The organism is Rossellomorea sp. NS-SX7 (genome assembly GCF_052828565.1).
The window spans coordinates 2,473,466-2,493,727 of record NZ_CM128249.1; the positions used below are offsets into that span (position 1 = coordinate 2,473,466).

Annotated in this window: 20 protein-coding genes and 1 other annotated feature; of the genes, 4 read left to right on the top strand and 16 right to left on the bottom strand. The window is 43.8% G+C overall.

Annotated features, from left to right (window positions below):
* Positions 1-3: 3 nt before the first annotated feature.
* Together ACUXV2_RS12450 and ACUXV2_RS12455 are read right to left on the bottom strand one after the other, a co-directional pair.
* A complete protein-coding gene (locus ACUXV2_RS12450; RefSeq protein WP_446243520.1) occupies positions 4-798 on the bottom strand; it encodes an SDR family NAD(P)-dependent oxidoreductase in 795 nt (264 codons plus the stop codon).
* A 14-nt stretch (positions 799-812) separates the two neighbouring features.
* A complete protein-coding gene (locus ACUXV2_RS12455) occupies positions 813-1,778 on the bottom strand; it encodes an MBL fold metallo-hydrolase (RefSeq protein WP_446243521.1) in 966 nt (321 codons plus the stop codon).
* Between the two features lie 169 nt (positions 1,779-1,947).
* Positions 1,948-2,166: a binding site (T-box leader), on the top strand.
* Between the two features lie 43 nt (positions 2,167-2,209).
* Between ACUXV2_RS12455 and proC the strand changes: the two genes are divergently transcribed.
* Together proC and namA are read left to right on the top strand one after the other, a co-directional pair.
* Complete coding sequence (proC, locus tag ACUXV2_RS12460; protein WP_446243522.1) at positions 2,210-3,037, top strand: pyrroline-5-carboxylate reductase; 828 nt, start codon at positions 2,210-2,212, stop codon at positions 3,035-3,037.
* A gap of 106 nt (positions 3,038-3,143) precedes the next feature.
* Positions 3,144-4,160 (top strand): NADPH dehydrogenase NamA, encoded by a 1,017-nt coding sequence (gene namA / locus ACUXV2_RS12465; protein ID WP_446243523.1) that lies wholly within the window; start codon positions 3,144-3,146, stop codon positions 4,158-4,160.
* 223 nt (positions 4,161-4,383) lie between these two features.
* On the opposite strand, the gene ACUXV2_RS12470 is transcribed toward namA, so the two are convergent.
* The gene (locus tag ACUXV2_RS12470; RefSeq protein ID WP_446243524.1) at positions 4,384-4,920 is read right to left on the bottom strand and encodes a histidine phosphatase family protein; all 537 of its coding nucleotides are present in this window, start codon (positions 4,918-4,920) and stop codon (positions 4,384-4,386) included.
* Positions 4,921-4,938: 18 nt separating this feature from the next.
* A complete protein-coding gene (gene rnz / locus ACUXV2_RS12475; RefSeq protein WP_446243525.1) occupies positions 4,939-5,865 on the bottom strand; it encodes a ribonuclease Z in 927 nt (308 codons plus the stop codon).
* Between the two features lie 440 nt (positions 5,866-6,305).
* Between rnz and zwf the strand changes: the two genes are divergently transcribed.
* Positions 6,306-7,808: a glucose-6-phosphate dehydrogenase gene (gene zwf, locus ACUXV2_RS12480; protein ID WP_446243526.1), complete on the top strand. Its 1,503-nt coding sequence runs from the start codon at positions 6,306-6,308 to the stop codon at positions 7,806-7,808.
* 61 nt (positions 7,809-7,869) lie between these two features.
* On the opposite strand, the gene gndA is transcribed toward zwf, so the two are convergent.
* The 6 genes from gndA to mce all read right to left on the bottom strand — a co-directional run bounded on the left by gndA (position 7,870) and on the right by mce (position 14,491).
* Positions 7,870-9,279, bottom strand: coding sequence for an NADP-dependent phosphogluconate dehydrogenase (gene gndA, locus ACUXV2_RS12485; protein WP_446243527.1), 1,410 nt, complete (start codon positions 9,277-9,279; stop codon positions 7,870-7,872).
* Between the two features lie 166 nt (positions 9,280-9,445).
* Positions 9,446-10,699 (bottom strand): DNA polymerase IV, encoded by a 1,254-nt coding sequence (locus ACUXV2_RS12490; RefSeq protein ID WP_446243528.1) that lies wholly within the window; start codon positions 10,697-10,699, stop codon positions 9,446-9,448.
* Positions 10,700-10,720: 21 nt separating this feature from the next.
* On the bottom strand, positions 10,721-11,194 hold the full coding sequence (locus ACUXV2_RS12495) for a chemotaxis protein CheW (RefSeq protein WP_446243529.1): 474 nt from the start codon (positions 11,192-11,194) through the stop codon (positions 10,721-10,723).
* Positions 11,195-11,329: 135 nt separating this feature from the next.
* Positions 11,330-12,451, bottom strand: a complete 1,122-nt coding sequence (locus tag ACUXV2_RS12500; protein ID WP_446243530.1) for a M20/M25/M40 family metallo-hydrolase — start codon at positions 12,449-12,451, stop codon at positions 11,330-11,332.
* A gap of 73 nt (positions 12,452-12,524) precedes the next feature.
* On the bottom strand, positions 12,525-14,072 hold the full coding sequence (locus ACUXV2_RS12505) for an acyl-CoA carboxylase subunit beta (protein ID WP_446243531.1): 1,548 nt from the start codon (positions 14,070-14,072) through the stop codon (positions 12,525-12,527).
* Positions 14,072-14,491, bottom strand: a complete 420-nt coding sequence (mce, locus tag ACUXV2_RS12510) for a methylmalonyl-CoA epimerase (protein ID WP_446243532.1) — start codon at positions 14,489-14,491, stop codon at positions 14,072-14,074. The genes ACUXV2_RS12505 and mce overlap by 1 nt, the downstream gene beginning before the upstream one ends.
* A gap of 190 nt (positions 14,492-14,681) precedes the next feature.
* Between mce and prli42 the strand changes: the two genes are divergently transcribed.
* Positions 14,682-14,777 (top strand): stressosome-associated protein Prli42, encoded by a 96-nt coding sequence (gene prli42, locus ACUXV2_RS12515; RefSeq protein ID WP_172250231.1) that lies wholly within the window; start codon positions 14,682-14,684, stop codon positions 14,775-14,777.
* 232 nt (positions 14,778-15,009) lie between these two features.
* Here prli42 and ACUXV2_RS12520 read toward each other — a convergent pair whose 3' ends face one another.
* The 6 genes from ACUXV2_RS12520 to ACUXV2_RS12545 form a co-directional block, all read right to left on the bottom strand.
* On the bottom strand, positions 15,010-15,513 hold the full coding sequence (locus ACUXV2_RS12520; RefSeq protein WP_446243533.1) for a L,D-transpeptidase: 504 nt from the start codon (positions 15,511-15,513) through the stop codon (positions 15,010-15,012).
* A gap of 29 nt (positions 15,514-15,542) precedes the next feature.
* On the bottom strand, positions 15,543-16,529 hold the full coding sequence (locus tag ACUXV2_RS12525) for an aromatic acid exporter family protein (protein WP_446243534.1): 987 nt from the start codon (positions 16,527-16,529) through the stop codon (positions 15,543-15,545).
* Positions 16,530-16,696: 167 nt separating this feature from the next.
* On the bottom strand, positions 16,697-17,413 hold the full coding sequence (locus ACUXV2_RS12530; RefSeq protein WP_446243535.1) for an amino acid ABC transporter ATP-binding protein: 717 nt from the start codon (positions 17,411-17,413) through the stop codon (positions 16,697-16,699).
* The gene (locus tag ACUXV2_RS12535; protein WP_446243536.1) at positions 17,406-18,065 is read right to left on the bottom strand and encodes an amino acid ABC transporter permease; all 660 of its coding nucleotides are present in this window, start codon (positions 18,063-18,065) and stop codon (positions 17,406-17,408) included. Before ACUXV2_RS12535 ends, ACUXV2_RS12530 begins: the two co-directional genes overlap by 8 nt.
* Positions 18,066-18,140: 75 nt before the next feature.
* Complete coding sequence (locus tag ACUXV2_RS12540; RefSeq protein WP_446243537.1) at positions 18,141-18,917, bottom strand: transporter substrate-binding domain-containing protein; 777 nt, start codon at positions 18,915-18,917, stop codon at positions 18,141-18,143.
* A 598-nt stretch (positions 18,918-19,515) separates the two neighbouring features.
* The gene (locus tag ACUXV2_RS12545; RefSeq protein WP_446243538.1) at positions 19,516-19,953 is read right to left on the bottom strand and encodes a BrxA/BrxB family bacilliredoxin; all 438 of its coding nucleotides are present in this window, start codon (positions 19,951-19,953) and stop codon (positions 19,516-19,518) included.
* Between the last annotated feature and the right edge of the window lie 309 nt (positions 19,954-20,262).

Below are 20,262 nucleotides of genomic sequence, written 5' to 3' on the forward strand. Positions count from 1 at the left end.
TCACTATTTTTTGAAAAAAAGTTTATTTCCTACTTTTTCGACAAAAGATGGAAATAACTGATACACGACACTGCCTGCATTCATCCAGCGCGGCAGGTTGATTTCCCTTTTGTTTGTAAATAGTGCATCCACCACTTTGTCCGCAACAAAATGGGGCTTCAACATCCATTTCTCCACATTCTTCACATAGGTACCCGATTCATCGGCAATCGAAAAAAAGTCGGTGGCGATCGGTCCGGGATTGACGGCTGTCACCTGCACCCCGTATCTTGCTGCTTCCATCCGCAGACTGTTGGTGTACCCGAGGACGGCATGTTTGGATGCTGAATAAGCGCTTGATTTAGGGGATGCAAATTTACCTGCCTGCGAAGCAATGTTGATGATATGACCGAACCCCTGTTCACGCATATGGGGAAGGACCTCCCCTGTACATGCCATCAGACCCAGGACATTCACTTCGAACATTCCTTTCACTTCTGGAAAAGGAGCTTCATGCGCTTCTTTGAAAACGCCGTACCCCGCATTATTGATTAAGCCATGCACTTCTCCGAAATCATTCAGGATCCTTTGAAAAACGCCTGGTATCTCTTCGTATCTGGAGACATCCAGCGGATAAATTTCCACTTTCGTTTGAAATTTACTTTCCACAGTTTGTTTCAGCTTCTCCAACAAATGAAGACGCCGCGCGATCAAGGCCAGGTTCCCTCCATTTTCTGCTATTTTTAAAGCCATTTGTTCACCGATTCCGCCTGAAGCACCTGTAATGACAATATTCTTTCCTTTAATTCTATGATTCAACTCTTTCACCTCGATTACGCATGGTAGTAGTAAGCATTATCTTTTATTTCTTTCCGGATCGCCCCAAGAGATTCAAGGTAATCCAATTGGCCGATTGTTTCTGACAGAGTAAGCCCGAGCTCCTTTTTATAAACGGTAGGAAATAAGAGCTTACAGATATCGAATACCGTTTGATGCTTACCCCGGATCATCCCGAGGACTGCCTTTGCCCTTTCTTCCTGTTTAGCCAGTCTCTTCGGAATCAAGTCATGGACATTTTCAACTTCTTCCCCGTGCCCGGTATAAGCATATGATATGGGAATGTCCATTAGCTTTTTCAACGAATCATTGTATTGCAGGAGCGGCTTTGTCCGCTCACTCTCCCCCTCAAAAGGGGGTTCGATGATTGGATTCGGAGATATATGGGCTAAAATATGGTCGCCAGCGATCATCACTCCGTCACTTTCCCGGTAGAAAGAAAGATGACTTTGAGCGTGTCCCAGGGTTTCGATGATCCTCCATCCGGGCAGCCCGGGTAAGAAGTCTCCTTCTTTTATAGCATCATTCAAGCTTCTGTATCCCATGTATTTCAATGGGCTTTTAAATTTGGGAATCGCTGAAAGATAGGCTTGAGGAAGCCCCGATTCAAGACCCAATTGATAGAAAAAACGGTCATATACCTTATGAAAATAGTCATCTCTGTTGATCCAGTATTGATTATACTTGTGACCGACTATTTTTACATCTTTCGAAAAACGCTGGAGCATTCCAGCGTGATCAGGGTGATGATGGGTAAGGACTACCTGCTCGATATCATCAGCGGAATAGCCTAATGAAGCAAGCCCCGCGGTTAGTTGAGACCAGGCGGTATCCGTAAGCGGACCGGCATCCACCAAGGTCAGCACATCCCCTTTTATCAAATAGACATTGACATCCCCCACCGCGTATGGAGTTGACAATGTGATTTTAGCGATATTATCCACGAAACCAATTGTTGACATTATTTCACCACATTCCAGTGTATTAAATGGGACCGAAAAAATGAATGGTCCTTCATTTTATAGTGTACAGTTAATTCCTTTCTTTGTCATTTTTCTTATCTTGCGAATATACTGAAATAAACACTTGACAGACAAGCTGCTTTTTTAAGATAATCACCTATAATATAAAGTTAAAGCGATGATAAAGAATAGTAACAGATAAATGACGCTAGAGAGCAGTGCTCATAGGCTGGAAAGCACTGTCGTCCTCTCTGTCTGTGAACCTGCCTTTAGAGCGTCTTAAAACAGAACGTTTCCAGCGTTAAATGGAAATCAAGTGTATTCATCCAGTTGATCTGGGTGGATAAAACAAGGTGGTACCACGGAAGATGACCCTTTCGTCCTTTATGGATGAAGGGGTCTTTTATTTTTCAAAAGGAGGGAACGTTAAAATGAAAACATTGTTTGTCGGAGCAGGCTCGATGGCACATGCTTTATTAAGCGGAGCCATCGATGCAAAGGTTTTGGAGAAAGAAGAAGTGTATATTACAAACCGGTCCAACCACCAGCGATTAACAGAAGTCATTGAACATTTTGGTGTAAACGGGGTTAATGGCGGTCCCCCTTCCAATGAAGCATTTGATGTGGTCATCTTAGCCATGAAACCAAAGGATTTCCATGATGCAGGTCCCGTAATAAGGAAATTCCTTAACCCGGGTACACTTGTCATTTCTGTATTGGCAGGCATATCGATCAACCATATCCAGGAAACCCTGGCGTTTGCAGGTGCAATTGCCAGAGCCATGCCGAATACAAGTGCGGCTCTCGGTAAGTCAGCAACAGCCATTACCTATAATGAATGTCTTACAGGACGGCAAAAAGAATGGACATTGACATTTTTTCGTTCCGTCGGCTTATCCGTGGAGGTCCCAGAAGAGCAGATGGACTTGATCACAGCGGTATCGGGCAGCGGTCCAGCTTACATTTATTATGTTGCAGAGCTGCTTGAAAAGGCGGCCGTGGATTTTGGACTGCAGAAGGAGCTTGCAAAAGCATTGATTGCGCAAACCATTGCAGGCGCATCCAAAATGCTCGAAGATTCAGGTCTCGAGGCCGGGACACTTCGTAAAAATGTGACCAGTCCAGGCGGAACGACGGAAGCAGGCATATCCGTACTTGAAGAATACGGCGTCAACGAGGCATTTCTGAAGTGCGTGGATTCTGCCAGGAACCGTTCTCAGGAGATAGGAAAAGAATTAGTAGTAAACCGAATGAAGTAATGAAGCGAAAAGCATATTTCTTTTCACCACTTATTTTAGGTTGATATAATCAAAAAGCACGAGTATTTAGGAACTCGAAATAAATTGCCCGAAAGGAGATAATTTGTTGAAAACAAAATTGTTCGAATCATATACACTTAAGAATGTTGAACTTAAAAACCGTATTGTGATGGCACCCATGTGCATGTACTCCTCTCACAATGAAGATGGAAAGATAGAAAACTGGCACCGGACACATTATGTAAGCAGGGCCGTCGGCGGGGCAGGATTGATCATACAAGAAGCAACTGCAGTCTCGCCTGAGGGCCGGATCTCACCGCATGATCTCGGCATCTGGAGTGACGACCACATTGAAGGGTTAAGCGAGTTAGTGAGCTTGATCAAAGAACAAGGGGCAAAAACAGGCATCCAATTGGCACATGCCGGCAGAAAAGCGGTATTGGAGGGTGACATCATCGCTCCTTCCTCAATCCCTTTTAATGATGACATGAAGACTCCCCTTGAAATGACTTTCTTGGATATTAAAGAAACCATTACGGCGTTCGTGAAAGGGGCAGAAAGAGCAAGGAAAGCTGGATTTGATGTGATTGAGATACACGGTGCCCATGGTTACCTCATCAATGAATTCCTTTCCCCGCTATCGAATAAAAGAACCGATGAGTACGGAGGCTCGGCCGAAAACCGCTACCGCTTCCTACGTGAAGTGATTGACGGGATTAAAAACGTTTGGGACGGTCCGCTTCTTGTGCGTGTTTCAGCAAAAGATTACCACGAAGACGGGTTGGATGTTGACGATTATGTCGTGTTTTCCCAATGGATGAAAGAGCAGGGAATCGACCTTGTGGATGTCAGCTCGGGAGCAGTCGTACCTGCGCGAATACCGGTATATCCTGGTTATCAGGTTAAGCTTGCGGAAACCATAAAGAAGGATGCCGGCATCCCTACAGGAGCAGTGGGTCTCATCACCTCTGGACTTCAAGCGGAAGAGATCATTCAGAATGGGCGTGCCGACTTGATCCTCCTCGGCAGAGAACTGCTCAGGGATCCTTACTGGCCGCGAAGCGCAGCGAAAGAATTGAACGAAGAGATTCAGGCGCCGAAGCAGTATGAGCGAGGATGGTAGAGAGAAAAGCTTAGGTGGCTCGCTCAGAGGCGACAAGCTTCAAAAGAATTAGACCCCCAGAAAACCGAGTGCCGACTGTAAAACAACCGTTTACACTTCCAAATCTATATATACTTAATTACAATTACAAAAAAGCATGCTAGAAGGCAGTTTTGCCCATCTAGCATGCTTCATTATTGAATAGGGGACTCTATATCCACCCCTCAGATCACTCAATGATTAGTCAGGACTCCCAAACCCGTTCCACCCTGCCCTCATCCACCCTTACAAGGTACACATCCGGGTTGGTCAAGGCGAACAGTTCATCGAATCCATATTTCTCGTCAAAGTAACGCAAAAATAAAGTAGTAAGGTTGCCGTGGCTTACAACAACAATGTGATTCTCATCCTTTTTGACTACATCCTCGATAAAAGAAGCGGCACGTGCCATCCCTTGTTCATTGGATTCGCCGCCTGGAAAGGCCAGTGAGAAATCCTCAAAGCTTCTTTGCAATTTTTCCTTCCAGTCCGAAAAGTCTTTTTCACTCAGTATTCTCTCACCAAGCCGGTCATCTTCGTGAATGGATATTCCGGTCCTTTCAGCAAATGGGAGGATGGTTTGCAGGGCTCTTTTAAAAGGGCTGGAATAGATCGCTTCAACCGGGTATTGCTCCAAGAAGGAAGCAAGACGGTGTGCCTGCCCTTCCCCTTCGGCAGTCAGAGCAGCATGAAAAGGCTGGCCTTCAGCTTTCGCATGGCGCACAATGTAAATGGTTTTCATGAACCGGTCTCCTTTCTCCTATTTTTTCAAGGGGATGGTGTGTTCCATAAAATCCGTTGCGATATAGCTGTCAGGAAAAGTCTCTCTTGCTTCTCTTTGCAGCTCCTCCCACGATTCTTTAGCAAACCTTGAAGAGATGTGAGTCAGGAACAGGACATTGACGCCGGCTTTGGAAGCAGTTTCTGCTGCCTGTTTGGTGGTTGAATGGAAGTATTCATATGCCATCTCTTCCTGGTCTTTATTGAACGTAGCTTCGTGAACCAGCACATCAGCGGACCGCGCAAGCTCGAGCGCACCAGCACACGTGCGGGTATCGCCGAGGATTGTGACGACACGGCCCGGGATAGAGGGACCTATGTAATCTTTTCCGTTCACGATGCTCCCATCATCAAGTGCAATTTCTTCTCCCGCCTTTAGTTTTTTATAAATGGGGCCCGGTTTTATCCCTCTTTCCCGAAGGCGTTCCACCTGAAGCTCCCCGGGCTTATCTTTTTCCTCCACTCTGAAGCCGAAGGTCGGGAGTCCATGTTGAAGTTCCCTTGCTTCCACTCTGAAGCTTTCATCCTCGAAGATTACCCCTTCTTCTATTTCCACTACTTCAAGGGGGTATTTCAGGTGAGTTTGGCTGATTGATAAAGAGACTTCGATAAACTGTTTTATGCCCTTTGGACCATAGACGGTAAGCCCAGATTCCCCTCCCTGAAACGATCTGCTTCCCAGCAAACCGGGGAGCCCGTAAATGTGGTCCCCATGAAGATGGGTGATGAAGATTTTCTCGATTCTTCTAGGTTTCAAGCTGGTATGTAAAATCTGATGCTGAGTTGCTTCCCCGCAATCGAAAAGCCACACGGCACCTCTTTCTTCCAATAATTTCAAAGCGATGCTTGTCACATTGCGGAGCTTGGCAGGTACTCCCGCTCCCGTGCCCAAAAATAACAATTCCACGTTTCTTCACTCCTACTGCGGTCGGTGATACATCTATCATAGCATATTTACCTGCAAACCTACTGCAGCGAAGCATTAGAAACAGCATTCATATATAAAAGCACTTCCCTACATTTTTCAATCATGTTATAAGATTAGAGAATTAAGCCAACATAAAGACGATGATCATTCGCCGGATTAAAGCAGTGAAATTGTGAGGAAGTGGCGAAAATGGAAATACCGTTCATGATTTCAACTATTAGTTTATTTCAGAACCGGCCGCCCGCGGAAAACGAAGGCTTGCGCGAGTTTAAAAAGATCCTTCAGAAAAAAGTTTATCAGCATATGATTTGCTAAATGCTCATTAAATCTTTAAAATAAAATAATTGTAATAGATAATAAATAGGAAGAAACATTCTTTTAAAAAAGATCAGCAACAAGATAAAGTGAGGTCATTTACTGTGAAAAATACTAATACACCCTCTTCTCTGATCACTATTTTCGGAGCTACAGGGGATTTAGCAAAAAGAAAACTATATCCATCTCTTTATCATTTATTCCGTAAAGGAAAAATCTCAGAACGCTTTGCCGTCATCGGTGTCGGACGCCGTGACTGGTCAAATGAAGATTTTCAAGAGCATGTCAGAACATCCGTACATAACGCATTAGGTAATGATGAAAACATCGATGAATTCGTTTCCCATTTTTACTATCAGCAAAATGATTTATCTAACAGTGAATCCTATCAGGCACAGAAGCAATTGTCGGAAGAATTGAATGAGCATTATCAACTGGAAGGAAACCGCATTTTCTACTTGGCAATGGCTCCGGAATTCTTCGGAACCATTACGGAACAATTAAAGACCCAAGGATTGACAGATACAGAAGGATTCCAGCGCTTGGTCATCGAGAAGCCATTCGGTCATGATTTGCCATCGGCTGAAAAGCTGAACAGTCAAATTCGTGAATCTTTTACAGAGGATCAAATTTATCGTATCGACCACTATCTCGGAAAAGAAATGGTGCAAAATATCGAAGTGATCCGTTTTGCAAACGCCATGTTCGAACCGTTATGGAATAATCGTTACATTTCAAATATCCAAGTGACTTCTTCGGAAGAATTAGGAGTCGAAGAACGCGGACGCTATTACGAAAAAAGCGGTGCGCTGAGAGACATGGTGCAGAATCACATGCTTCAGATGGTTGCGCTCCTCGCGATGGAGCCGCCGATCAAATTGACGACCGATGAAATCAGAAGTGAAAAAGTCAGGGTTTTGAGAGCTCTTCGTCCATTTGAGTCAGAAGAAGTGAAGGATTACTTTGTACGCGGACAGTATGGACCAGGCACTTCAAAAGGGCAAACGGTCGATGGTTACCGCGAAGCTGAGAATGTGGACGACTATTCGAATACTGAAACATATGTAGCCGGAAAACTGATGATCGATAATTTCCGCTGGGCAGGTGTGCCGTTCTATATCCGTACAGGGAAGCGGATGGGTACCAAATCCACTAAAATCGTCATTCAATTCAAAGATATCCCGATGAATCTTTACTATAATACAGACAAGCCGTTAGCGCCGAACCTTCTCGTTATACACATTCAGCCGGAAGAAGGCATCACCCTTCATCTGAATGTGAAGAAATCCGGCCAAAACATTGAAACGACACCGGTCAAATTGAATTTTGCAAACACCAGTGTCGACGGGATGAATACTCCTGAGGCATATGAAAAGCTTTTGCATGATTGTATGCGCGGAGATGCCACTAATTTCACCCACTGGGATGAAGTGAAACTATCCTGGGCGTTCGTCGATAAAATTTCAGAAGTATGGGAAAAGACACGTGATGAACAGTTCCCTAACTATGAATCAGGTTCGATGGGGCCGAAAGCTGCTGATAACCTGTTAGCAAAAGATGGATACTACTGGTGGCCGATAGCAAACTTAGATGTAGAACAATGTTAGTGAAAGCTTCTGAATAACATTAAAAGCCCCGCTGAAATCAGCGGGGCTTTACTTTATTTTCTTATTTCGTCCACTCAGTATGGAATGTACCTTCTTTATCGACACGTTGATACGTGTGGGCACCAAAGTAGTCACGCTGCGCCTGAATCAGATTGGCAGGAAGTGTTTCGGTACGATAGCTGTCGTAATAAGACAGAGCCGCTGAGAAACCAGGCACTGGTACACCGTTTTGAACGGCAACAGAGATGACCTCGCGAAGCGCGTATTGATAGCTTTCCACGATTTCCTTGAAGTAAGGATCCAATAACAGATTCGAAAGGCCTGATTCGCGATCATAAGCTTCCTTGATCTTTTGAAGGAATTGAGCGCGAATGATGCAGCCACCCCGGAAAATCATGGCGATATCACCGTATTGAAGGTTCCAGTCATATTCGTCGCTCGCTGAACGCATTTGGGCAAACCCTTGTGCATATGAACAGATCTTACTCATATAAAGTGCTTTGCGGATAGATTCAATAAGAGCTCCTTTATCACCTGTAAACGCAGATGTGTCAGGCCCTTTTAACATTTTGCTCGCTTTGACGCGCTCATCTTTGATAGCTGAAATGAAGCGTGCAAATACGGACTCTGTAATGATTGGCAGGGATACACCTAAATCAAGGGCACTCTGGCTTGTCCATTTACCGGTACCTTTTTGACCTGCTTTATCAAGGATGACATCGACCATCGGCTTACCTGTTTCATCATCTTTCTTTGTAAAGATATCAGCTGTGATTTCAATCAGATAGCTGTCGAGCTCTCCTTTATTCCACTCAGCGAAAACTTCGTGAAGCTCTTCCGCACTTAGTCCGAGAACGTTCTTCATAAGGAAATAAGATTCTGCAATCAGCTGCATATCACCATATTCTATTCCGTTATGGACCATTTTTACATAATGACCTGCACCATCCGGTCCAATATAAGTTGTACAAGCATCACCGTTTACTTTTGCAGCGATGTCTCTAAGGATCGGAGCCACAAGCTCATAGGCTTCCTTTTGACCGCCAGGCATGATCGATGGTCCGGTTAATGCCCCTTCTTCTCCACCTGAAACACCTGTACCGATAAAATGAATACCGGATTCACTCAATTCGTGATTACGTCTTCTGGTATCTTCAAAAAATGTATTACCGCCATCGATCAGGATATCTCCTTTCTCAAGGAAAGGTTTCAATTGATCGATTGTAGCGTCCGTTGCTTTACCCGCTTTTACCATGAGAAGGATTTTTCTTGGCTTTTCCAGCGAGTTTACGAACTCTTCAATTGTGTATGTAGGGACAATCTTCTTTCCACTTGATTCATTCACCATTTCGTCCGTTTTTTCACGGGAACGATTGTAAACAGACACAGAATATCCTCTGCTTTCAATATTCCATGCAAGGTTTTTTCCCATTACTGCTAATCCAATAACACCGATTTCTTGCTTAGACATTTAAGTCAACGTCCTTTCTGTGTGAGTATTGCTGTTTATAGAAATCATTTATTATTTCTTAAACACGTTAGACAATCCCTTTCAATCTAACAAGAATACGGAGCCGATGCAAATAATCAGTCTCTGCAACCCCTTACTTGATCGTCTCCATATGTTAGAATGCCCATTAATCCCTTAAAAAGTCCTTATTAAAACTTGTATCCTGCTTTGAATCATAGGAAGGTTTCTTCTCTTTGCCCTTGACTCCCTTAGAGATCGAGTGTTTACCGAATTTTTCCTGCAACTGAGAAAGTACGTTGTATAACGGCTCGTCCTTTGCCGCGCTTTCGTAGGAGAATAGATCAAGCTGTTCTGTCGCATCGTCTTTATCCATTAAATCCTGTACAGTCACTCCAAGGAGCCGAACCGGATCTCCATTCCAGTGTTTAATGAAGAGTTCCTTGGAATAATGAAGGATGTCTTTTTTATGACTGACAGGGTTGTCGGCTTTCCTGCTTCTGGTGATGGTTTTTCTGTATTTATCGCGGATCATGATTTGTACTGTGCTTCCTACAACATCTTTCTGCTGCAGCCTTTGGGAAACTTTGGCGCACAGCCTTTCAATGGCGGCAAGAAGTTCACTTTGATTCGTCGTATCCTTTGGGAGGGTAGTAGAATTCCCGACACTCTTATAATCATAAATTGAATCCGGGTCCACCACTCTTCTGTCAATGCCATTGGCACGTTCTTTTAAACGCAGACCATTGATTCCCAATAAGGATTTAAGCTGAATCTCGTTTGCCTGCGCTAAATCTTTACATGTCTCTACTCCAAGACTGTTCAGCTTTTCAGCCGTTTTCGAACCGACACCATGCATTTCGATTACAGGGAGCGGCCATAGTTTCAAGGGAATATCCCGTTTTCTAAGGACCGTGATCCCCATTGGTTTTTTCATATCAGAAGCGGTTTTCGCTAGAAATTTGTTAGGAGCAATCCCTATCGAACAAGGAAGGTCCAATTGACTTTTGATTTGGTTTTGAATGGAAGAGGCTATTTCGAGCGGGGTTCCTTTTTCATATGAATCTGTAATGTCCATATAGCCTTCATCGATGGAAACCGGCTCGACAAGGTCGGAGTATTGTCTTAGTATATCGAACATGCCTTTCGAAGCTGCGCGATATCGATCAAAATTAGGAGTTTTTATAATCAAGTCAGGGCAAAGTTTCTTGGCTTCCCAAAGAGGCATAGTCGTTTTCACTCCAAAGCTTCTTGCTTCGTAGCTGCATGTGACGATAATGCCTTTTCTCTCTTTGGGATTACCGGCGATTGCCAAAGGCTTTCCTTTGAGACTGGGGTCGAAAGCCATTTCAACCGATGCGTAAAAGCTATTCATATCGACGTGCAGAATGACTCTGCCATTCTTGGGGTAATGTGAATTCATGCTATCGCGTCTTTCATTTCATTAGTTTTGTGATACTTTTTGATTCTGAACATATTCCTTAATTTCTTTAATACCTTCCAGACTGTCCACTAAAACCCCCGGATCAATTTTTGTGATCATACGATTCTCCAGGTTGATGACGCCATTGAAATATTTGGTCTTTGAGTAAGCGAGCAGGCCGACATCTGTAATGGAGCCATCCGCAACTTCAAGGATTTCTTTTGCTTCTTTTACCAAGAGGCCAATTTGAAGTGTTTCAGTATATACTACGATCAGGAATGACCCTTCTTCTTTGTTTAACTGTTGGTTGTATAAGATGGAGGACATATCCATTACCGGGATAAGTTCATTTCTTACTTTAACCAAACCGAGAACGTACGAAGGCAGGTGCGGAATCGGATTGATATTGTCCATTTTTTCAATTGAAACGACATGATCGATCGACAGAGCATACTCTTCCCTGCCCGCATGGAATACGACTACTTTTGTCATCATTGGTGTTGTCCCCTCTCAACTCTTTGTTTATGTTACTTCTAATGTACCATATTTAAACAAGTTTGGAGCGTTTAAGAGTCTTATTTATAAAATAAGAGCCCGTTAACAGTTATAACTGTTAACGGGCTCATTCTCTTATTCAGCCACTTCCTGGATGATGGCTACGACCATTTCAGCAAGTTTATTCAGTTCTTCCACCGGCATTCTTTCATTCTTTGTATGAATCTCTTCATATCCTACTGCTAAGTTAACGGTCGGTACACCGAAGCCTGCGATGACATTTGCGTCACTTCCGCCTCCGCTTGTCAGCAGTTCACTCGGGCGGCCGATTTTCTTGGCAGCACGTTTGGCAACTTCAACCACTTCGTCTCCGTCATTGAATTTGAAACCAGGATACATTACCTGAACTTCAACTTCAGCCTTTCCGCCCATTTCTTCTGCAACTGTTTCAAATGCACTCTTCATTTTTTCTACTTGTTTTTCCATTTTTTCAGGGACTAACGAGCGTGCTTCCGCTAAAATATCAACTTGCTCGCAAACGATATTTGTTGCCTTACCGCCTTCAAAACGTCCGATATTAGCCGTTGTTTCTTCATCGATACGGCCAAGCGGCATTTTAGCGATCGCTTTAGCCGCAATCGTGATGGCAGACACACCTTTTTCGGGAGCGACTCCAGCATGAGCGGTTTTACCGAAGATCGTTGCAAGGATCTTTGCCTGGGTTGGAGCTGCGACGATAATGTTACCGACTTTACCGTCAGAATCCAGGGCAAATCCGTATTTCGCTTTTACAAGAGAAGAATCCAGAGCTTTTGCTCCTACAAGACCTGACTCTTCCCCGACAGTAATGATGAATTGAATATCGCCGTGAGAAACATTCTGTTCTTTCAAGACTGTGATTGCTTCAAGCATCGTTGCAAGCCCGGCTTTATCATCTGCTCCAAGAATTGTCGTTCCGTCAGAATAAACATAACCATCTTCTTTGACCGTTGGTTTGACCCCTTTGGCAGGAACGACCGTGTCCATATGAGAAGTGAAATAAATGGTATCGACGCCTTCCTTGTTCCCTTTCAGGTTACAGATCAGGTTGCCCGCACCATGTCCGGTCACACCCATGGTGTCGTCTTCATATACATCGACACCCAAGTCGGTAAACTTCTTCGTTAATACCTTTGCAATTTCTGCTTCATCTTTCGTTTCAGAATCGATTTGCACCAATTCGAGAAATTCATTCAATAAGCGTTCCTGATTTATCATTAGATAGACCTCCACAATATGTATTCACTGTTCTAGTATATCGTGAATGTGATAACCGGACAAATAAACTTCCTTATAGAGGGATATTTCCGTGTTTTTTCGCAGGCCTGTCTTCTTTTTTGTTTCTCATCATTTCAAGACCCTGGATCAGCTTGATACGGGTTTCGCGCGGATCGATGACGTCATCGACCATTCCGCGGGAGGCAGCAACGTAAGGATTTGCAAATTTCTCGCGGTATTCTTCGATTTTCTGTTCACGAAGCTCTTCAGGGTTTTCGCTTCCCGCAATTTCCCGTGCAAAGATGATATTGGCGGCTCCCTGAGGCCCCATGACGGCAATTTCTGCATTCGGCCATGCAAATACAAGGTCGGCCCCGATCGACTTACTGTTGAGAGCCACATAAGCCCCGCCGTATGCCTTCCTCAAAATGACGGTCATCTTTGGAACCGTAGCTTCTGAATAGGCATAAAGGATTTTAGCACCGTGGCGGATAATCCCTCCATGTTCCTGCTTGATCCCCGGGAAGAAGCCTGTAACGTCCTCGAATGTAATGAGGGGGATATTGAAAGAATCACAGAAACGGATGAATCTGGACGCTTTATCGGAAGAATCGATATCCAATCCCCCTGCCATGAACTTCGGCTGATTACATACGAGTCCTACCACTTCACCTTTAATGCGGGCAAGACCGACAACGATATTCTTTGCAAATTCCTTTTGAACCTCCATGAAGCTGTCCTCGTCCACGATTTCATTGATGACTGTCCGGACGTCATATGGACGGATTGCATCAAAAGGGATGAGATCCGTTAAATCTGCCCGGTAATCATCTTCATCGGATGCTTCAAGGCGTGGAGGCTTTTCCTCATTATTTTGCGGTAAATAACTTAACAGCCTGCGCACTTCCAGCAGCACTTCTTCTTCTGTCTTTCCCCTAAAATGTGCATTCCCGCTGATCGTATTATGGACTTTCGCCCCGCCAAGATCTTCTGAACTGATCTTCTCCCCCGTAACCGTCTCGATCACTTTAGGACCTGTGATGAACATCTGGCTGGTTTCATCGACCATGAATACAAAATCCGTAATCGCAGGAGAATAAACGGCCCCGCCTGCACACGGCCCCATGATGACTGAAATTTGTGGAATCACTCCCGAGTAAATGGAATTACGATAGAAAATATGTCCGTATCCGTCCAGGGAGACAACTCCCTCCTGAATACGGGCGCCCCCAGAATCATTCAACCCGATAAAAGGAGCTCCGTTTTTGACGGCCAAATCCATGACATGGGCTATTTTCTTCGCATGCATTTCCCCGAGTGCGCCTCCAAATACGGTGAAATCCTGGGAAAACAGATAAATGGGCTTTCCGCCTACTTTCCCGTATCCCGTGACTACCCCATCACCTGGTCCATTCACTCCATTCAACCCGAAATCCGAACATCTGTGTTCAATGAACGGGTTCAATTCAACGAAGCTCCCCGGATCCACCAGGATGTCGATTCTTTCCCTTGCTGTCAGCTTCCCTTTCTCATGCTGCTTATCGATTTTTGCGTCCCCGCCTCCAAGCTCTACTTCTCTTCTGCGGTCATACAATTCATTAATCTTTTCATAGATATCCATTATGCTTGATCCTCCTTGATGTTTGATTTATCGCAAAGTTCGTACAGCACGCCATGTGATGATTTCGGGTGCATAAAGGCGACCATCGCACCGCCTGCCCCTTGTTTCGGGGTTTCATTGATCATATTCACACCTTTGTCACGAAGTTCGCTGATTCGTTCTTCGATTCCTTTTACTCCGAAAGCAACGTGATGAATCCCTTCGCCTCTTTTTTCGATGAATTTTGCAACCGGACTTTCTTTATGTAATGGTTCCAGTAATTCAAGTTTTATATTTCCCCCATCAATAAAAGCCACTTTCACTCCTTGGGAAGCAACTTCCTCAAGTCTCAGCAGTTTCAATCCAAGCGTTTGTTCATAAAATGGAAGAACATGTTCAATTGATGATACTGCTATCCCGATGTGGTCCACTCTGTTCATTCTTACCATCCCCTAACTATGTTCTGCTTTCCTCTCTCTAACAATTCGATTCAGGATGTCGAAAATCCTCCTAATTTAACGAATTATTAAAGCGTTTTCTTAAGAGGGACAGGTTGTATTCTCAAGGTATACGCGATAAAATATGCTTATAAATCAATTTTAGGTTCCACTGAAAGAATGGAGAGATTCTATGGGTAATAAAAAGATGCAAAAGATCGTTGTTTATTTAATGCTATTTGCAATGATTGCCTCCACAATAATGGCTGGCCTAACATTTTTACTATAAGCTTGGAGCTAAACAAAAAAAGGATTCGCCCGTCGTCGTAGGGCAAATCCTTTTTTTGTTTGTCATGTTTAAACACCGCAGTTGATTTCCGTGCAAGACTTCGCTTTCCGCGGGTGACCCGTGAGCCGCCTCGGCTTCGCCTCCGGGGTCTCACATTGGCCACTTCTCCCGCAGGAGTCTTCGTCTTGCACTCCAATCAACTGCTGGATACACCTAAATCACATTGATTACCTTATTTCAGTGCACCATATTCCTTCCCTAATTCCTGAAATGATTTTGATGTTTTCACCACTAGGATCTTCGTGCCGATCGGCACCCTGTCATAAAGGTATTCTACATTCTTGTTCAGCAGCCTGATGCATCCGTTGGAAATGTACTTCCCAATGCTCGAAGGCTGATTGGTACCATGTACGCCGTAAATCCTTCCATCCGTTCCTTCCGCATCAAATCCAATCCACCTTGACCCCAGCGGATTCCTGGGGTCGCCGCCGGGGATGTTTTTTTTGCGATAATATGGATTTTTCGCTTTCACCGTTACAGAGAAAAGACCTTCGGGTGTTAAATCGGCGGTTTTCCCGGTTGCTGCTCCATATGTCCCGACAATCTTCCCTTCGTTGATAAATGCCAGCTGGTTTGTTTCTTTATTTACGATAAGAAACGGATCCCCGGGCATGGGATTTCTTCCGAGCGGCCAGATCGGCGAAGCCATCAGCAAAATGGCCAAAAGTATGCGCATTGCACGTATCACACCCTTTACATTCCATCTTAGGTGTAGTGTACTTCTCTTTTGCTTTTCTCATTCTTTTGGATGCCTTTAAAGGAACTTTTTATCAACAGATACTGTTCCATTTCCTGTACGAACTGATAGAGTGCCGCACGCACCTCAAATTCTTCCCGTGTTTTCGGAAGATCCATTTGTTCAAATTCAACTTTTAGATCATATAATTTCTTCAGGTAAAAAAGTGCTGTGTTGCCAGGATGTATATGCTGGCTCAATTCTTCCAGGAATTGAGCTATTTTCTTGCCCTGCTCGACCCTTAACGAGATTGATGCAGCAATAGGGAGGATACGCTGCAGAATCTCGAATTGCTTCTCCCTCATTTTGAAATAAAGATAATACAAGTCTTCGTGACGGAGAAAATGATTTTCCACGTCTTTGAAAGCAAGGGTTTTTGCTTCTTTTAATAAAATTTCCGTTTCGGTGATTTCCTTCCCTCCCCAATCACTTTGATTGGTTTTAAGATGATTGATCAGTTCACAGAAAATGATATAAAAATTCTCTTCGATTTTTTCCTGATATTCCGCCAGCTTATTTTCAACACTTGGCATATATAGGTTCATGACGAGTGCAATACCGATCCCGATCACGATGATCCCCATCTCATTCCTGAAGAGTCCAAGCGTTACATTTCCCGCGGAATACACATGAAGGATGATGACCGAACTTGTGACAATTCCTTCTTTTATACGCAGTGAAACCGTTACAGGGATGAAGACAAGAAGCAAGAGACCGATAACAATCGGGTGATAGGCAATGAATTCAAAGAACGCCGCCGAGAATAACATCCCGATCACACAGGCGATAAAGCGGCTCGACGATGCCTGTACGGATTTTTTCTTTGTGTTTTGGATGCAAAGGATGGTCAAAATCCCCGCTGACACGAAATTATCAAGCTGAAACAATTGGGCGATACTGATCGCCAGGGCAGTCCCGATCCCGGTTTTAAGTGTACGATATCCTATACGGAACATGCTTCTTTCTCCTTACAGTTAAAATGATTCTTTAAGAATACCATATAGAAGCGCTAACAAAAAAGAAGGATTAACGAATTGCTAATCCTTCTTTTTTCTATGGCTCTGCCAGATCATCGCCGACATCTTGATTTACTCATACATCCAAATTCATGTTAACTAATTGCCTATAGTACTTTTTCAAGGAATTCTTTTGCCCTGCCCGTGCTCGGATGAAGAAAGAAAACCTCTGGTTTTCCTTCCTCGACGATTTTACCGTCATCCATGAAGATGACCCTGTCGGCCACTTCCTTTGCAAAGCCCATTTCATGGGTGACAATGATCATGGTCATCCCGGACCCGGCAAGGTCTTTCATGACTGACAATACTTCCTTTACCATTTCGGGATCCAGTGCGGATGTCGGCTCATCAAATAAGATGACTTTCGGTTCCATTGCCAAAGCCCTCGCAATGGCTACGCGCTGTTTCTGACCGCCTGAAAGACGATTGGGATATTCAGCGCTCTTATCCTTCAATCCTACCTTGGTCAGCAGTTCGATTCCCAGCTGTTCCGCCTTATCGCGTTTTACTTTCTTCACTTTGATAGGTGAATAAGTCACATTATCAAGGACCGTCATATGGGGAAACAAATGGAAATGCTGAAAGACCATCCCCACTTCCTGTCTGATCTGCCCTATATTCTTGATCGTTACTTCTTTATCTTGAAATTGGATCGTGCCGCTACTTGGCTGCTCCAAGTAATTCAGGCATCTCAGCAAGGTCGATTTCCCTGAGCCGGAAGGACCGATCACCGCAAGTACTTCACCTTGATGGACAGATATGTCAATCCCTTTTAATACATCCAGGTTTCCAAATGTTTTTGTAATGTGAGTTCCTTTAATCATTTCCTTTCAGCCTCCCTTCCAGTAGTTTCCCAAGTAGTGTCAACACCATGACCATTAGGTAATAGATGAGTCCTGCAAGTAATAGCGGTTCAAAGAAAGAATAAAGATCGCTTCCCACCATGTAAGACCTTCTCATTACGTCCATCGCCCCGATCACCGTGACGATCGCTGACTCCTTTGTCAGCGTGATGAATTCATTCATCAACGCCGGCAATATGTTTTTAATCGCCTGAGGTAATATGATATCCTTCATCGTTTGGCTGTAAGGGATCCCCAAAGCCATGGCAGCTTCCTTCTGGCCCTTATCGACGGCATTGATACCCGCCCGGATGATTTCGGAGATATATGCTGCTGAATTCAATGAAAAAGAAAGAATGGCCGCTGTATACGGCTCGATTTGCGTACCGAACAGCTGGGGTGATCCATAGAAGATGATCATCAGCTGCAGCACAAGCGGCGTCCCCCGGAAAACAGATGTATATGCGTCAGCAAACCACACCAATGGTTTTACCGAGCTGATTTTGAATAACGATAATACTATTCCGAATAAAAATCCTAAAATGCCCGCTGCCCCCACAATCATCAATGTAACCTTCAAACCTTCCAGAATAAAAGGTATGGAAGGCAGCAGCTGTGCAAAATCAAGTTTCATTTTTCTTCCTCCAACACTCTCAATAAATATTGAAAGGCCAACCGCAAGGAAGGTCAGCCTTTCTCTTTATTCTACTTATTCACCGGCGCCGTTGAACCATTTTTCAGCCAACTTATCCAGTTCTCCGCTTTCCTCAAGCTCCTTTAAGGCTGCATTGAATTCTTCTGTAAGTTCACTGTCCTTAGGAAAAGCAATCGCAGATCCCGCTTCTTCTTCATTCACATCCATTGTCGTTCCTTGAAGCTCTTTGTTTTTGTTCAAGTAGCCATCTGCTACTGTATTTTCAATGATAATGACATCGAAACGTCCATTTTGAAGGTCTTGGATCAGTTCAGGAATACGATCCCTCGTTTCAACTTTAAGATCGATTGAAGAGGCCATGCTTTCTGCTTCATCCTGTTGAATCGACCCTAATTGAACCCCCACGGTTTTTCCATCCAGATCCTTTTCAGTGGAAATCCCGCTGTCTTTTTTGGTAATGATCATATTTTTAGCTGTGTAATAGACATCACTGAAATCCACATTTTTCTTACGTTCCGGGGTAGGTGTCATCGCTGAAAGGACGAAATCGACCTGGCCGGTTTTTAACGCAGTGATGAGTCCGCTGAATTCCATGTCCTTGATTTCAATTTCATATCCCAGCTTATCTGCCAGCATATTGGCGAGGTCGATATCATAACCTATGAATTCGTCACTGTTGGCAGTGTCCACATATTCAAACGGTTTATAGTCCGCTGATGTACCCATGACTAATTTCTTTGAATCTCCGGATGCAGTGTCACTTTCCGAGCCACATGCAGCAAGACCGGCGGATAATAGTAGTGCTAAGGATAAAAGTATAAGCTTTTTCATTTGATTATTGCCCTCCTGTTGTGAATAAATATAATATTTGATGTATATTAATTAATATATTTGTAGTTTATCAGGTTTTTATTTTTATGCAATACTTATTATATTTATAAATGGAAGTTTGTATTTTCAGAAAAATAGAAGGAAAAGAACATCTGGCCTGAAGACGTGATTGATTTCCGTGCCACCGCTAGAATGATTTGAACACTAAAGAGCACAATTAATTGAAAAAAACTGACTGGACCACCCGGCAGGACAAATTAAATGGTATGTTGAAGCACCGAATACTGAATTTATCGTTGATGGGGCTGTCTAAATCTCTGAATGGGAGGGCTCTTTGCGAATATGCGAGAGGAATCTTTCCATTTATCTCAATAATCTTCGAATTTGGTCCGATAATCTTTTACTTTTGACCATTATTCTTTCGATTTGCCACTTTAATCTTTCGATTCCGGCGATAATTCCGTCACTTGGTAAAATAAGGAATTACAGAACCATACCCAATAAACCAAAACAAAACAAAAAACCCGAACCAATTTGAATTGGTTCAGGTTTAACGCGAGGCTCGAACAACATTGTCCGGACCGATTCGTATAGATGATTAAACTTCTTCACAATATTCATCGAAATAGGATTGAAGCTTGTTTACAACTGACATCGGATCATGACCTTCAATCTCATGTCTTTCCACCATTGTCATCAGTTTTCCATCTTTTAGTAGAGCGAAAGATGGTGAGGAAGGCGGGTAGCCGGTAAAGTAACTGCGTGCTTTAGCCGTTGCTTCTTTATCCTGGCCAGCAAACACTGTAACCAACTGATCGGGTCTCTTATCATAATGAATGGAATGAGCCGCTGCAGGACGGGCAATGCCCCCGGCGCATCCGCATACTGAGTTGATCATGACAAGTGTAGTTCCAGGCTTGGCGAAAGCTTGGTCTACTTCTTCTTCTGTTGTTAATTGTGAATAGCCAGATGTCTCCATTTCCTGACGGGCCTGGCGGACGATGTCGTTCATAAATAAATTGAAATCCATATCCATTCTTGGACTCTCCTTTTCACTGCTCTATGTTCTTTATCATTCTCCACTGTACACGAAGTTTGATGTACCACCATCATAACAAGTTTGTACCTTTATTTTCAATTGAAAATGATTGTTTTCGTCAACAATTAATTTCTATAAAAAGGTACCTTTATTACCGCTGTAGATTTCCGTGCAAGACTTCGCTTTCCGCGGGCGGACGGTGAGCCTCCTCGTCACTGCGTTCCTGCGGGGTCTCACCAGTCTCGCTTTCCCCGCAGGAGTCTTCGTCTTGCACTCCAATCTACAGCTGGAACGAGTTAATATTCA

Excerpts from the sequence above, each read along its gene's own strand:
- ACUXV2_RS12455 (WP_446243521.1), bottom strand. The coding sequence starts at position 1,778 with ATGTCAACAATTGGTTTCGTGGATAATATCGCTAAAATCACATTGTCA.
- ACUXV2_RS12545 (WP_446243538.1), bottom strand. The coding sequence starts at position 19,953 with ATGGATATGGATTTCAATTTATTTATGAACGACATCGTCCGCCAGGCC.
- prli42 (WP_172250231.1), top strand. The coding sequence starts at position 14,682 with ATGGGTAATAAAAAGATGCAAAAGATCGTTGTTTATTTAATGCTATTT.
- ACUXV2_RS12535 (WP_446243536.1), bottom strand. The coding sequence starts at position 18,065 with ATGAAACTTGATTTTGCACAGCTGCTGCCTTCCATACCTTTTATTCTG.
- gndA (WP_446243527.1), bottom strand. The coding sequence starts at position 9,279 with ATGTCTAAGCAAGAAATCGGTGTTATTGGATTAGCAGTAATGGGAAAA.
- ACUXV2_RS12530 (WP_446243535.1), bottom strand. The coding sequence starts at position 17,413 with ATGATTAAAGGAACTCACATTACAAAAACATTTGGAAACCTGGATGTA.
- ACUXV2_RS12505 (WP_446243531.1), bottom strand. The coding sequence starts at position 14,072 with ATGGATATCTATGAAAAGATTAATGAATTGTATGACCGCAGAAGAGAA.
- ACUXV2_RS12495 (WP_446243529.1), bottom strand. The coding sequence starts at position 11,194 with ATGATGACAAAAGTAGTCGTATTCCATGCGGGCAGGGAAGAGTATGCT.
- proC (WP_446243522.1), top strand. The coding sequence starts at position 2,210 with ATGAAAACATTGTTTGTCGGAGCAGGCTCGATGGCACATGCTTTATTA.
- ACUXV2_RS12500 (WP_446243530.1), bottom strand. The coding sequence starts at position 12,451 with ATGATAAATCAGGAACGCTTATTGAATGAATTTCTCGAATTGGTGCAA.
- mce (WP_446243532.1), bottom strand. The coding sequence starts at position 14,491 with ATGAACAGAGTGGACCACATCGGGATAGCAGTATCATCAATTGAACAT.
- ACUXV2_RS12490 (WP_446243528.1), bottom strand. The coding sequence starts at position 10,699 with ATGAATTCACATTACCCCAAGAATGGCAGAGTCATTCTGCACGTCGAT.
- ACUXV2_RS12540 (WP_446243537.1), bottom strand. The coding sequence starts at position 18,917 with ATGAAAAAGCTTATACTTTTATCCTTAGCACTACTATTATCCGCCGGT.
- ACUXV2_RS12520 (WP_446243533.1), bottom strand. The coding sequence starts at position 15,513 with ATGCGCATACTTTTGGCCATTTTGCTGATGGCTTCGCCGATCTGGCCG.
- ACUXV2_RS12525 (WP_446243534.1), bottom strand. The coding sequence starts at position 16,529 with ATGTTCCGTATAGGATATCGTACACTTAAAACCGGGATCGGGACTGCC.
- ACUXV2_RS12470 (WP_446243524.1), bottom strand. The coding sequence starts at position 4,920 with ATGAAAACCATTTACATTGTGCGCCATGCGAAAGCTGAAGGCCAGCCT.